The organism is Crateriforma conspicua, from assembly GCF_007752935.1.
Taxonomy (GTDB): Bacteria; Planctomycetota; Planctomycetia; order Pirellulales; family Pirellulaceae; genus Crateriforma; species Crateriforma conspicua.
Map to the genome: position 1 here is coordinate 3806261 of NZ_CP036319.1, position 13633 is coordinate 3819893.

Below are 13633 nucleotides of genomic sequence, written 5' to 3' on the forward strand. Positions count from 1 at the left end.
TGCATCTGGGCCATGGTGGCTTTCCCACGTAAGTGCACTCCTTCAGTGGCTTGCAAAAATGGCGGGCCAGTTTCAAAGTGAATCCACTTCGCGAATCTCGTGCCGGACGCTATTTACCCCCGTCCCCTTTTAGGTGGTGGGAGGCATCATTTGGTACAGGCTGAGGCCGACGATGGTCTTGGCATCCAGGATTTGTCCGTCGCGGATCATCTGCATCGCTTGGTCGATCGGCACGATTCGGTTCTCGATTTGTTCGACGGCTTCACGCTGTGCGTCGCCCGCAGTCAGATCGGTCGCCAAGTACAAGAACATCTGTTCGTCGCAAATCCCGGGTGCGGAAAAGTACGTATGCAGGTGTTGAAGTTTGCCCGCGGCGTACCCGGTTTCTTCCACCAATTCACGCTCGGCGGTGATTTCCGGCGGCTCCCCCGGTTCGCGTGTGCCGGCAGGCAATTCCAACAACGTCTGGTCGATCGTCGGTCGATAGTTTTCAATCATGACCACGTCGCCGTTGTCCAAAATCGGCAACAGCAGGACCGCACCGGGGTGCCGGACGACTTCGCGGATGTACGTCTTGCCGTCGCTGCCGACAAGCTCCATCGCATGGACGTCAAAACGGTTTCCCGCCAACAATTGCTTTTCGTCGGATTTTTTTTGCATCGATATGGAAGCGATGAAGTTCTTTGGTTTCCTGAACTGCCACAAACCCCCGGGAATGACCTCGCGTGACTTGGTCAACCTGGGAACGGGAGCAATACGCAAATCGTATCGCGAGCGTTTGGCCGTTGTCGTTTCCGACACTGACGGTTCGCCCGAACAGTCTGACGCCCCGACGCCCCGCCTGAAACCTCCCAAGGTCGGACACGCCGGCACGCTTGATCCGTTGGCCGAAGGGGTGCTGGTCATGGGCGTCGGCCCGGCCGCCAAGCTGACCAGTTATTTGCAACTGGCGTCCAAACAGTATCAAGCCCATTTCGTCCTGGGGCAGCGGAGCGAATCGGGCGATTTGGAGCAACCAGTCCAGATCATCGACGACGCTCCCGTTCCGACGCTGGGCGAACTTCAATCTGCTGCCCGCCAATTGACCGGCCGCATCCGGCAAGTTCCGCCCAGCCATTCGGCGATCAAAATCAACGGACGCCGTGCCTACAAAATGGCTCGCAAAGGCGTCGACGTGCCGATGCCCGCCCGCGCCGTCGACATTCACGAATTGACCATCCAGCGATACGAGTACCCCAACGTTTGGCTGGACATTTGCTGTGGCAGCGGCACATACATTCGGACGTTGGGCATGGACCTGGCACGGCAGTGCGGTACCGAATCGGTGATGCACCATTTGGTACGGACTCGCGTGGGTCAGTTCGAATTGGCCGACGCGATGTCCGTCCAACAGATTCGTGAAGGCCGGTGCATGTCACTGATTCGGCCCGCCAACGAAGGCTTGTCCCATCTGACCACAATTCACCTGGATGACGAACAGACCTGGCGAATCACCAATGGTCTGTCACTTCACGTTTCGCGAACTCGAACGACCGCCGCGGGCGACAAAGAGATTCGCGATGCGGCCGCGATCGATCCTTCGGGCGACGTTTGCGCGATTGCACAGCGACGCAGCGATCATTGGCGGCCCACGCGGGTGTTTCACAAGCGGCTTTTCACGCTCTAGCCGCTTCGGATCGGGACGCCACAGATCCGACCCTCGATCACTGCGGCGACAAACTGTACCGGTTGTACGGATCATCCGAGGTGCATCGATTCTGGGTGTGCCAACAGTCGTAACGCCAGTAGCGGTCCGGCGTCCACGATTCCGATCTATGACGACAAGGTCCGAAGTGTCATCGCACAAGCCAAGCGACGACGCATCACCGTGTGCCGCGCGTCGGAAAATCGTCACCGAATCCGAACGCACGATTGTCAAACGCCAAGGATTGAAAGTCGGATGTCCGAAGCCACCGTCGAGATCATCAAGCCGAACGAGGAAGCGCCGAAACGGCAGCCCGACATGAAGCGGGATCTGTCGGCGATCGGGCTGATCGCTGCGACACTGATTTTGACCGTGTCGTTGGTCACACGTGACCCGGCCGACCCTGTGGAATCACCGGTCTGGCCGATCGACGCGATCTATCAGCCCGACAACCTGGCATATCCAGGCAACGCGACGATCACCAATGCGTGCGGATACTGGGGTGCATTGCTTTCGGCCATGGTGATGGATGCGGTCGGAATCGGCGCCGCGTTGGCAGTGGCCTACGGCGGTGGTATTGCCACGGCACTGCTGATCCGCGGCCGGATGAACGCGCCGGTGCTGCGTTCGCTTGGCGGATGCATTGTTTTGGTGGCCGTCACGGCGGCCGCAGCACTCAGCGGGGCTCAGTTTTATGGAATGCCGGTGGTTGGTGCCGGAGGCTACTTGGGTGCGATGACGTCGGAATACCTGCTGGCTCACTTTGCCCCGGCGGGTGCATGGATTTTGACCCTGACCGTGCTGACCACCGGCGTCTTGATGACCACCGACTACGCCTTGTTGTACGCCGGCCAAAAAGTCGTCGGCGGCGCTGCAAGGATGAAGAACAAAACGCTGGCCGGTGCCGCACGCGTCTTGCCTGTCCGGCCGCGCCGAGTCCACGAGCCCTTCGCCGATCCCGAAACCGCCGTCCAGTTGGCGGACGAAAACGTCGGCGAATCGACTGATGAATCGGGCGTCCAAGTGATTGACGATCCGGATGCCCCGCGATCGCCCCGTATTAAGGTCCGCAAGAAACCCAAGAGCTCCCCCGCGACCAGCACCGACGAAGCCGAAGACGCATCGCAGAGCGACGTTCAAACAGTGGATGTTGCCGACGACGACTACACCGACCAATACGACGAAGGGGATTGGGAAGACGAAGCGGACGACGACGATTCGGTCACTCGTGAGTTGGATGTGGACGGCGAACAAGTCACGCTGCGTCAGGATGAACCTCACGAAGCCGTCAAAGCTCCGACGCCGGCCCCGAAGGTCAAGGTGCCCAACCGCGCGAAAGAAAAGCGTGACGATCGCGCCGAACTTTACGACGCGATGGAAGAAGACGCCCCGGCGGGCTCCGAAGACTATGTCCTGCCGCCACTGGAATTGCTGAACCCCAGCGAAGACGTTTGCTACGACGAACAACTGATCGAAGTCCGCCGCAAAGCCCAGTTGTTGGAAGAAGCGTTTCGCAATTTCAATCTGAACGTCCGCGTCGTGGAAATTGAAACGGGCCCCGTCATTGCCCAATACGAGATCGAATTGGAAGCCGGCTTACGGCTGAGCAAGATCACCGGTTTGGCGGATGACATCGCGATCGCATTGCGTGTTCCCAGCGTTCGAATCGTCGCGCCCATTCCCGGCAAAAACACTGTCGGTATCGAAGTCCCCAACGAAACTCGCCAAGTCGTGCGTCTGCGCGACGTGATCGAAGAATCGGGGGATCAGGCCGCGAAGATGAACATCCCGGTGTTCCTAGGACAAGATGTCAGCGGAAACCCGATGGTCGTCGACTTGGCCAAAATGCCTCACCTGTTGATCGCGGGTCGGACCGGTACGGGTAAATCGGTTTGTTTGAACGCAATCATCAGCAGCGTGCTGATGTGTTGTCGCCCGGATGAAGTCCGCATGCTGATGATCGACCCGAAGATGGTCGAATTGAGCGGCTACGGACAACTGCCACACTTGATGCACCCGGTCATCACCGACATGAAAAAGGCCGAAGCGATTCTGGCCTGGGCCGTGGAAAAGATGGAAGAACGTTACTCCTTGCTTGCCAAGGTGGGTGTGCGTCACATCAACAGCTTTAACGACCTGGGCCGCGAAGAAGTGCTGCGACGGTTGGAGGTCGAAGAAGAGGACGGTGGCGATAACGTTCCTGACAAATTGCCGTTCATCGTGATCGTCGCCGACGAAATGGCGGACTTGATGATGACGGCCGGCAAAGACGTCGAGCAACACATCATTCGACTGGCACAGAAGAGCCGTGCGGTCGGTATCCACTTGATCCTCGCAACGCAGAAACCGACCGTCGATGTCATCACCGGTTTGATCAAGAGTAACCTGCCGGCTCGGCTAAGCTTCCAGGTTGCCAGTAAGACCGACAGCCGGGTCGTGTTGGACGAAAACGGTGCGGACAAGCTGTTGGGCAATGGTGACATGCTGTTCCTGTGGCCCGGAACCAGCACGCTGATTCGTGGTCAGGGCACGTATCTGTCGGATAAAGAAATTGACGATGTGTGCGCCCACTGTAGTCGCGGCGAACAAAATTTCGTCGGCGAACTGATGAACCTGAAGGTCACCGAAGACGGGGAAGAAGGTGGCGATCTGGACGTCAACAACCTGCGCAAGAAAGACGAGCTGTACGAAAGCGCGATCGAAGTGGTGGTCCGCGAACAACGCGGCTCCATCTCGCTGATCCAACGCTGCTTGGGGATCGGATACGGCCGCGCCGCGCGGTTGATCGACTACATGGAAGAGGACGGGATCGTCAGCGCGTACAACGGCCAAAAGTCACGCGAAGTCATCATTTCGCCTGAACAGTGGCAACAGATGCAGGGGATCGAAGTCGAAGATTCCGAGTCCGATGGCGATGACGAATCCCATGAAGACGCCTACGAACACGCGGCCGACGGAGAGTACGTCGACTACGACGAGTAGGTCCTTCTTCGAAAGCGATTCCCACCGCCACCAGTGGATACCATCGGCAATGATCGTCGGCACAATGCGCGAATGACGATCAGGGCATCGTCACGCCGGCGGGCAGAAACGTGATCGGTCGATCGTTGTCGACGGGATTGCCCGGTGTGCTGCGTCCTTGGTGGACTTCGTTTGCCAACTGCTGCAGAAGTTCTTTGACCTTGTCGGGATTCTGGTCAATCAGGTTGTGCTGTTCGCTTCGATCCTGTTTCAGATTGAATAGCTGCATTGGCGGTAGGTTCTGCTTCTTCGCCGCGGGTTCACGAGGATCGCTCCAACCACCACTGCCTGCCGACAAGCACAGTTTCCAATCGCTTTTGCGGATGGAAAACGATCCGCCGATGGAATGACTGATCAGCGTTTCTCGGCCGGTGGATGCGGCGCCGTTGAAAACAGGAACCAGGCTATAAGAATCTTCGCCGCCAAGGTCTTCGGCGGGCTGCTCAGTCAGTTCACGAAGCGTCGAATAGAGATCGGTCAAACAGCAGGTCGCGTCGGTGGTCTGGCCCGGTTGAATCCCGTTGGGCCAACGGACGATCAGCGGCACCCGATGTCCGCCTTCATAGATATCGGCCTTGTGTCCCCGGTATCCGGCGCTCGGGTCATGGCCGTGTTCTTTCAAAACGTCGAAGTTCGCTTCCGGTGAACAACCGTTGTCGCTGGTGAAAAACACGAGGGTATTGCCATCAATGCCAGCCTTCTTGATCGCCGCTAGCAAGTCACCCATGTGATGATCGACTTGCATCACAAAATCGGCATAAGGATTGATACCGCTGGCACCTTTGAAAGGCGGCAAGGGAACGATCGGTGTGTGAGGTGCTGGTAACGGCAGGTACAGAAAAAACGGATTTCCCGCTTTCGCATCCGCCGCACGTTCGTTGATATGGGCGACGGCTTTATCGAACAAGTGCGGCAACACCTGGGGGACGTCGAAATCAGGGCTGATGGGTCCTTTTCGATACCATCCATAAGCATCCTCCGATCGAGTCACGCCTTCTTCGCGGACGGGGATGGCGGTGCACTTGCCCGTGTCGACCCAGACATAGGGTGGCATGTCCAGCGAGCCGCAATGGCCGTAATACCCATCAAAGCCATTGATGTCCGGACCGTTCTTGACCGGCTGACTAAAGTCGATCGCAGACTTTTTGCCTTCGGACGTTTTCTGCCAGTCCCAGCCCAGGTGCCACTTGCCAATCATCTGGGTGTGATAGCCGGCCTTGCGAAGCAGATGCGCCACGGTCGGACGATCCGCCGGAATCAGGTGCTTGCTGGTTCCACTCAACACCCCCTTTGCCAAACGCGAACGCCAGTTGTACCGCCCGGTGATCACGCCATATCGCGTCGGCGTGCAAACGGCGCTGGATGAGTGCGCGTCAAGGAACGTGATTCCCTGATCGGCCATGGTTTGCAGGTTCGGAGTGTCGATCTTGCAATCCGGATTCGTCGCTGAAAGATCACCGATCCCCAAATCGTCCGCCATCACAAAAATGACGTTGGGTGCGTCGCTGGCGCTCACCGCTTGCGTGGCAACCAGGCAAAAACCGAGAGTCAAGAACAAGTTGAGTTGATAGAGGAGACGATGCACGATCAATTCAGTTCGAAAAAATAGATGGAAGACAGATAGACCAACAGTCGATCGGAATGGGGAAATGCCAGTGGCGGGAAATGAATCGTACCAGCGCTAGAACACAGGGATTCCGTACAGGGCGACTTCTGCCTATGGATTCGTATCCCGTGGCGCGCGACGACGCATCTGCATGCCTGCATCTTGCAGCGATTTCACGTCGGGAACATCACCTCCACCGGTGACGCCGACGATCGCTTTCAAGATTCCCGGCCCGTCGGCCTGAAGCTGTGGATCTGTGATGGCAAAATTCGCCACCGTCTTGCCATCATCGCCGACCAAGACCGTGGTCTGGACCAACCGATTCAGACCGTAGTTGCCCGGGCCGTCAGCCCCGTCGTTAGAAACCGCCAACATCACATCGTCGGCGAAATAGCGACGCACCTGGCCCAACCAACGCTCCGCATCCGACCGATCATCGGCTAAAAAGACGATCATGGTGGTCAGCCCCCGATCTTTGCGAGTCACGGCATACTTCGACAGCGTTCGCAACATGCCAAAGGCGGGCCGAGTCTTCTTATGCAGAAAACTCAGCATCACGGGGCCACCCTCGGCCAGCTTGATCGGGTCCACGGTTTCACCTTGGTGCGGTCCCGCGACCACCTTGACCTCAAACCCTGGCAACGCTTCACCCGCCTGCGGCCCAGAGAAAACGGGATCCACCGCAATCGCCGTGGATGTCAAGAAAGCGATGATGGCAAGCCCACATGCGGCGACACAAAATCTACAACCCATTGCAATGCAATCCACTTGATAGTCGACGTGTTGCCCCAGCGAAATTGTTTCAACGAAAGCCATCGTATCCGCTGAACGATCACCGTGCCTAAGATTTCGTTGCGGTGTAGGCAAACCGATTGGCCACGTCGGGATCAAAAAGACCAGCGGTGTTGAAGGGCAAAGCAGACCGACGCAGCAATTCAGTGACTTTCGCGGTCATCAGCGGCCCACGCAAGTCACGATTGCCGCCACGCATCACATCCCGCATCGCCGTGTTGTCAGCACTGTACAGGCACCGGTGACAATCAAATCCGCTTCGCTGAATCTGTTCTTCACAGGCAATTGCGGCCAACATGAACCACTGACAAGCGGCGGAGAAACGCGAAAAGTCGGGCATCACTGAATAGGCCGTACCGACAAAGTCGTCCAACCACAGAAACTCGGTTTGAATCAACCGCCGGTACTGGTCGAGCGCCGACGGTTGGTCGCCTTGGTTCAGGATCAAATCAGCCAACCGAGCCACCCCGGCCAAACCGACTGCGATGCCCGTGCTGTGCAATGGATCCAACGTGAACGCCGCCGTGGGTGTCATCAAACATCGCGGCCCCAGAACAGGATCAAACCTCCGTTGAAACGATTCCGCCTGGTAGATTTCGGTACGCCGGGTTGCACCGGAGAACAGCTCGTTCAAGCTGGGATAGTCGTCGATGGTCGATCGCAAGGAACCGTGCAACGTTTCCCCCGGCGATGTCCAGCCGACCGACGTGATCCCGTTGTCAAACCGCAGGCACCAAATCCAACCTTGATCCAAAACATGGTGGACCGCAGCGGCATCGGCATCAAACGGATCGTCGTCACACCCGATGTCATGACGGCACAGCCAGTCGGACCAAGCAGGCAATCCCTTGACGTGCATCCATGTCGAACTGGTGCGTGTCCTGATCGGCTGGGCGAGCGGTCGACGATCTAACAATCGTGCAACAGCCGCCGCCGGACCGCTGGCATCGATCAACCAGTCTGCTGTGATCGATTGTTGATGGTCATGCCGAACATCATGAAGCCGAATCTGATGCGGCGACGCGGTATCTAGCCCCGTGAGCTGCCAACCGGTCAGGTCCGCCACGCCGGCTTTGATCGCTTGCTGATGGAAGTAGTGATCGACGTCCGGCCGGTACCAGTGCGTGTCGCCGGCTTCGTCACTTCGGCTGGCGGCCACTAACAAGGATGAATCATGCCCCTGGCCGTCACGGTAGGGTTGTTGTCGATGATGCCGATAGTAACTGAACCCGCGTTTTAATCCGCACGACACCGCGGGCATCGTGTCTTTCCACGAACCATAGGCCGACAGATTCACCCAATCCGGTCGACCATACTGTTCACCCAAGTGCCGCAGAATCGCATCGGCCAGCGGCGTCGATGACTCACCAACGGCAAAACGCGGATGTTTTTGGCGATCAATCAACGCGACCCGGCGTCCGCGATCCGCCAGTATCGTGGCCAGCAAACTGCCGGAGAATCCCGAGCCAACGATGGCAACGTCATAGGCGGCGTTCATGGCTTCTGATACATCGCTATATCTTGATGTTGATTCAATTCACCGATCTGTTCCAAGGCTTCGCGCACGTCCGCAGGCTGATCGCGATCCATGTCCCACAAGTCGACCGTCACCACGGTTTGGTGACCGATTTTTCGGATCAGTTGTTGTTGCAGAAGGGCCAAGTCCATCGGATTCGAGTCGGGAATCGGTTGCTTGAATTCGCCCCATCCATTCCCACGTCGCGCCGGAACAATGCTGATGTGCCTTGCGCCCATTCGCGATGCATGGAGCGCCGACATGATCGTCCACCTTGACGCCTCCACGTGCGACGCGCCGGGCACGCCCCAAATCAAGAAGACACGCAGGTCAACGTCGTTGGATCGTAAACGCATCGCGTAATCATCGAACGTGTCCCGCGTCATCCGCTTCTTCATGCGGTTCAACCATCGCGGCTGGACCGTTTCCAATCCGACAGCGATCTCCAGTTGCCCGTCGATGTGTCGTGCGAAATTCTGCAGCCGTCCTTGATCGAATCGCGGATGGTTTTCCACGATGACGCGATCGAACCCGCTGACCAGGCGACCGATCGATTCATAGTCATCCGGTGGAATGCTGGAATGATCGAAAAAACAGCCACTGTTATACAGTTTGATCCAACGTGGACGATTTTCCGAACCGCCACGCGAGGACTTCGGTGCATCCCCATGCAACTGTTCGATTGCACGCCGGATTTGATGTGGGACCGCACCAGGCGGTGTTTTCGTAACCAGTGTGTTTCGCCAAAGATCACACATGGTGCAGCGTATCGGGCAGGCCGAAACCGCCAACATGATGGTCAACACGTCGGCGGATTTTCCGCAACCGGCCGCCTCGCGTTCCCAGAATGCTTGATACGCTGAATCGGCCGACAGCGGATTACGCTGAATCAACGGACCGATCGTTTCCTTTCGGTGCATCGCTATCCCCTGGCCGCGAGTCAGTCTCGGGGGACTTCGATCCCACGGGTCATCGCCTGCAATTCTTCGTCGGTCGTTCGTCCTTCGATCTCGGCTTCCGCGGTCAGCTGAACACGGTGACGAAGCGTGGGAAGAATGACCTCGGCGACATCATCGGGCACCGCAAAGTCACGGCCCGCCAACGCGGCCAAGGTGCGAGCCGCCTGCATCAGCGAAAGTCCCGCACGCGGCGATGCACCAATATGGAATGCGGGCCAAGACCGTGTGGCACGGACCAATTCATTGATGTAGTCGACCAGTTTGTCTTCCACACGCACTTGTCCGCACAGCTGGATCGTCTGTTGGACCTCGCCCGGGTTGGTGACAACCTCGATTTCTTGCTCCAAGCGTTGGTTCAGATCGATTTGCCGACTGTGCATTCGCAAGATGTCAGCTTCTTCGGCGGCCGACGGATAATTCACCCGCAACTTGAACATGAAACGATCCAACTGGGCCTCGGGCAGGTTATACGTCCCTTCGCTTTCCAACGGGTTCTGCGTCGCCAAAACCAAGAACGGCCGGGGCACCACGTGGCTGGTCCCGTCCACGGTGACGCGGTATTCCTGCATGATTTCCAAAAGCGCCGCGTGTGTCTTGGCAGGCGACCGGTTGATTTCATCGGCCAGCAACAGCTGTGTGAAAATCGGCCCGGGGCGAAATCGGAATTCGTTGTTCTGCATGTCGAACACCGGCGCGCCGGTGATGTCCGACGGCATCAGGTCGGCGGTGAACTGCACACGCCCAAAATCGCATCCCAAAATACGGCCCAAGGTTCGCACGAACAACGTTTTGCCCAAACCGGGAACCGATTCGATCAAGACGTGGCCGCCCGAAAACAACGCGGTCAGTGTCCCCAGGACCAATTCATCTTGGCCCACGTACAGTTTGCTGACTTCGCGAGTGATCCGCTCGTACAGATCTTTGATTTGGATAAACCGTGGATCCGATTCAGACATGCTGTTTCTTGTTGTTCTGGTTCGCTTGTTCGACCGGCCCCGCTTGCGCAAGCTTGGCTTCCCCCAAGCTCGTTTCGCCATGAACGGTACGCTGATATTCGGCCAATCGGTCCAAAGCATAACCGTCTTGCGCCGTCTTGGTCATCAGGGCACTGACCGCATCCAAATGGTCGCCAAAATCGGTCATCGGTTTCTGTGGCATTCGTCTCGGGCGTCCAAAGATCGGCAGCAACGCCAGACAAGCGATGACGCCCAACAGGGTCGCGTGGATCGTGATCAGACTCAGCGGCCACGTCGACAACAATTGCATCCCCGCGATCACCGGCGGCCCGTCGGATGATTCACTGACAATGACGTCCGAGGTCTCGCTGACCAGCATTCCGACGCGTCCAGGTGCGGCATCACCATCGGAATCGATCGACGCCAACGCCTCGTCGACGATTTTGTACGCCAACTGGCGGTTCGATTCCGAAGTCATTGCAAAGTTGGTCAGCAGTGAACCGCCGGCGACCACGATGATCTTCGAATCCGCCCAGGCTCTTTTTTGTACCAGGCCGACCAAAGGGACGCCGTCTTGATTCTGAAGCAGCGGTTCAAACGATGTGTCCGAATCGATTTCGCCGGGGTCGTATGCTGTCGTCCAATACTGGCTGGACGGTCCGGTTGCCCCGATGTCGGTGTCGACGTTCTTGCGGATCTTGTCATGCACTTCGGCGTCGAAAGCATCCAGACGAAATTCAACACCCAGGCTGGCGCCTTCCGTGGCATCGATTCGTTTCGAATCGGAATCGCCCGCGGATTGCATTGTCAAATCCGCGGACCATGGCCCGGTCAATTCACGACACGGCAGATGACTTTCCAGTGCAAACGTTTGGAACCAGCCGTTGGATGGCAAATCACGCCGGTTCAGGCGCCATTCCAATCGTCGATTGGTCGCCTTGGCCAATTCGCGTCGATAGGTCAAGCGGTCCGCCGGGGCGCATAACCGACGCGTCTGTTGCCAGTATTCCACTTCGCTGCCGCTGTCGGGGATGACATACACCAGCGTGTGATTTCCTTTGCGCAACCACCGATTGAACCAGGTCGTTGCATCGGAGGGGATTTGAGACATCGTTTGTGGAATCCACACCAGCACATCATTTTCGCCGGTGCGTTGGCTCAAGCGATAAACTTTGCGAGCCGAGACGCCCTTGGACTCGATGGCGCTGCGAAAGCCGCCAAAACCATTGATGCTGTTGCCGCCGGAATATCCTTTGACCGGTCCATACGTCGTGTCGAAGTAGTCACAACCGGTCGACAGCACCAACAGCGCGGCAATCGCCCAAGACCAACGCGTCTGCGATCGACTCGGTGCGGAACGATTTGTTTTCGTCGCGCTCATGCCGCCGAAGCCCCCATTTGGTTCACCGACTGTTCCAAAGTTTGATTGTCCGCCCACAGCGTCTCGAACTCATCACGCCGAATCGAATGGCGGCCGAAGTAGGACCGTTCGAACGCCTCCACCGTCCGTCGCAACGAATCGGACACTTCCGGGGAATGCGCCGCGGCTTCACGCACATACCGCTTGTTCGTTTTGCCACGACTGAGTCGCAACAATCCGTGGCGATCCAGAAACAACAATTGATGACCGTACAGCATGACGATCGCGCGATCGTACTGACCTGCCAAGCGGAAACGGTCCGCCGCGGTTAACGGATCGGATCCCGCATGCTGCAGTTCGGCCGGCAATTCCTTGATCCGTTGCTGGACAAAATCATCATGCAACCGGGGTTGCTTCGATTGGTTGCCGACCGCCCATCGGGCTTCACTGTTTTTCAGTGCGTACAACACCGCAAGGATCACAAGAACGAAGAACACCGTGATCAGCACCCAACCGACGACCTGCGACGCTGTCCCGTTTCCGGTGGTGGTGGTCGGCGTGGTCGATGACGCTTGCTTGATTTTTTGTGCGTCTGGCAACCAACGACTGTTCCGATTGACCGTGTCTTGATCATCGCTTTCGACGTCGACCGGACGCAACGTTTGCGTTTCCGCGTCAAACCAAGCGGTGTCACGCAGCAGTGGATCATCGGCCACGGCGACCGCGGGACCCCAAACCGTCGCGGTTCCCTGTGCCATGCCGATTCCCCAAAGCAGGGCCAGGATCACAAGCCAAGGTTTCATCGCGTCGCCCCCGTTGAAATCACCGGCGCGTCGTCACCGAATTGGCGCAGCCGTTCGGCGCGAACCGACAGTTCGACTTCCCAGCCTTCCAATCGAATCCGCGTGTCCAAATAGTTCAGCAACCGGAAGAAGACGCTCCATCCGCCGACCAACCATAACGAGAGCGGGAACAAGACCATCAAGGCGAATTCGTCGTGTTGCCAGCGTCCGAACAAAAGTCCTCGGGCCGTGGTCAGCGAAAAATAAAACGCAACCGCCGCGACGCCGGCCCCCACCCCCACCGTCAACATGCGAGCGGTCAATTCGCCCGCCATCGGTCGATGCAACGCGGTCATCCGTCGTGAAAGGGTCACCACATTCGGATCCTTCGAACGTCGTGGGCATTGTTCCAACAACAGGATCTCCGGCAAAAAGGGTCGTGCCGAACGGAACGCCAACAGCACCAACCAAATCCCCAGATACAACAGCAGATCGACCGACGGGTCGGCCGCTTGTCCGATCCGAAACAGGCAAACGATCATGATCGGCAAGGGCAGACGGACGACGCCCAATGACAAAAACCAACGGAGAAAGTTTCGGTTGATTTCACGACGCACGTTTTGCCACGTCGGCTGTTTTTCAAAGACCGCTTGGCCCAGATAAAAAGTCGTCCAAACGCCCGCCGCCGGAACCTCTGCGACGACCAACAGCGTCATCCAAGCAACGTAGCGCCACATTTCCCCCGCGGCATCTTGGTCGGCGAAGGTGTATTGGGCTTCCTGCCACGGGATCCAGTACAGCAGCAATCCGTTGGCGATGATCCACGGCAATGCGCCCAGCGAAAAACCGACCAACAGGGCCGACGGATACCGACGCAACATCACCAATGCCAAGTCGGCGATTTCCGTTTGCAATCGCTTGCGTATCACGACATGTGTTTGGTCCAGTTCCATCGGC

At 57.7% G+C, this 13633-nt stretch carries 11 protein-coding genes; 2 read left to right on the plus strand and 9 right to left on the minus strand.

The genetic code is table 11. The annotated features are described in order from the left end of the window. Positions 1 to 129 precede the first annotated feature (129 nt). Positions 130 to 660 (minus strand): NUDIX hydrolase, encoded by a 531-nt coding sequence (locus tag Mal65_RS14040; RefSeq protein ID WP_145298683.1) that lies wholly within the window; start codon positions 658 to 660, stop codon positions 130 to 132. Between the two features lie 13 nt (positions 661 to 673). On the opposite strand from Mal65_RS14040, the gene truB reads away from it, so the two are divergent. Both truB and Mal65_RS14050 read left to right on the plus strand, forming a co-directional pair. Further along, positions 674 to 1666, plus strand: coding sequence for a tRNA pseudouridine(55) synthase TruB (truB, locus tag Mal65_RS14045; protein ID WP_165701270.1), 993 nt, complete (start codon positions 674 to 676; stop codon positions 1664 to 1666). 273 nt (positions 1667 to 1939) lie between these two features. After that, positions 1940 to 4666, plus strand: a complete 2727-nt coding sequence (locus Mal65_RS14050; RefSeq protein WP_145298689.1) for an FtsK/SpoIIIE family DNA translocase — start codon at positions 1940 to 1942, stop codon at positions 4664 to 4666. Positions 4667 to 4745: 79 nt separating this feature from the next. Here Mal65_RS14050 and Mal65_RS14055 read toward each other — a convergent pair whose 3' ends face one another. From Mal65_RS14055 to Mal65_RS14090, 8 genes are all read right to left on the minus strand, one after another. Continuing rightward, complete coding sequence (locus tag Mal65_RS14055) at positions 4746 to 6290, minus strand: sulfatase family protein (protein WP_196784155.1); 1545 nt, start codon at positions 6288 to 6290, stop codon at positions 4746 to 4748. A gap of 132 nt (positions 6291 to 6422) precedes the next feature. Continuing rightward, positions 6423 to 7064 (minus strand): hypothetical protein, encoded by a 642-nt coding sequence (locus Mal65_RS14060; protein ID WP_165701271.1) that lies wholly within the window; start codon positions 7062 to 7064, stop codon positions 6423 to 6425. 88 nt (positions 7065 to 7152) lie between these two features. Further along, complete coding sequence (locus tag Mal65_RS14065) at positions 7153 to 8601, minus strand: NAD(P)/FAD-dependent oxidoreductase (protein WP_145298694.1); 1449 nt, start codon at positions 8599 to 8601, stop codon at positions 7153 to 7155. After that, on the minus strand, positions 8598 to 9539 hold the full coding sequence (locus Mal65_RS14070) for a Fe-S oxidoreductase (RefSeq protein WP_145298697.1): 942 nt from the start codon (positions 9537 to 9539) through the stop codon (positions 8598 to 8600). Before Mal65_RS14070 ends, Mal65_RS14065 begins: the two co-directional genes overlap by 4 nt. Before the next feature lie 20 nt (positions 9540 to 9559). After that, positions 9560 to 10534 (minus strand): AAA family ATPase, encoded by a 975-nt coding sequence (locus tag Mal65_RS14075; protein ID WP_145298700.1) that lies wholly within the window; start codon positions 10532 to 10534, stop codon positions 9560 to 9562. After that, a complete protein-coding gene (locus tag Mal65_RS14080) occupies positions 10527 to 11915 on the minus strand; it encodes a DUF4350 domain-containing protein (RefSeq protein WP_145298703.1) in 1389 nt (462 codons plus the stop codon). The genes Mal65_RS14075 and Mal65_RS14080 overlap by 8 nt, the downstream gene beginning before the upstream one ends. Then, positions 11912 to 12697 (minus strand): DUF4129 domain-containing protein, encoded by a 786-nt coding sequence (locus Mal65_RS14085; RefSeq protein ID WP_145298706.1) that lies wholly within the window; start codon positions 12695 to 12697, stop codon positions 11912 to 11914. The genes Mal65_RS14080 and Mal65_RS14085 overlap by 4 nt, the downstream gene beginning before the upstream one ends. Further along, on the minus strand, positions 12694 to 13629 hold the full coding sequence (locus Mal65_RS14090) for a hypothetical protein (protein ID WP_145298708.1): 936 nt from the start codon (positions 13627 to 13629) through the stop codon (positions 12694 to 12696). Before Mal65_RS14090 ends, Mal65_RS14085 begins: the two co-directional genes overlap by 4 nt. Positions 13630 to 13633 lie beyond the last annotated feature (4 nt).

Coding starts and splice junctions, on each gene's coding strand:
- Mal65_RS14050 (WP_145298689.1), top strand. CDS start 1,940: ATGTCCGAAGCCACCGTCGAGATCATCAAGCCGAACGAGGAAGCGCCG.
- Mal65_RS14060 (WP_165701271.1), bottom strand. CDS start 7,064: ATGGGTTGTAGATTTTGTGTCGCCGCATGTGGGCTTGCCATCATCGCT.
- Mal65_RS14040 (WP_145298683.1), bottom strand. CDS start 660: ATGCAAAAAAAATCCGACGAAAAGCAATTGTTGGCGGGAAACCGTTTT.
- Mal65_RS14075 (WP_145298700.1), bottom strand. CDS start 10,534: ATGTCTGAATCGGATCCACGGTTTATCCAAATCAAAGATCTGTACGAG.
- Mal65_RS14080 (WP_145298703.1), bottom strand. CDS start 11,915: ATGAGCGCGACGAAAACAAATCGTTCCGCACCGAGTCGATCGCAGACG.
- truB (WP_165701270.1), top strand. CDS start 674: ATGAAGTTCTTTGGTTTCCTGAACTGCCACAAACCCCCGGGAATGACC.
- Mal65_RS14090 (WP_145298708.1), bottom strand. CDS start 13,629: ATGGAACTGGACCAAACACATGTCGTGATACGCAAGCGATTGCAAACG.
- Mal65_RS14085 (WP_145298706.1), bottom strand. CDS start 12,697: ATGAAACCTTGGCTTGTGATCCTGGCCCTGCTTTGGGGAATCGGCATG.
- Mal65_RS14065 (WP_145298694.1), bottom strand. CDS start 8,601: ATGAACGCCGCCTATGACGTTGCCATCGTTGGCTCGGGATTCTCCGGC.
- Mal65_RS14070 (WP_145298697.1), bottom strand. CDS start 9,539: ATGCACCGAAAGGAAACGATCGGTCCGTTGATTCAGCGTAATCCGCTG.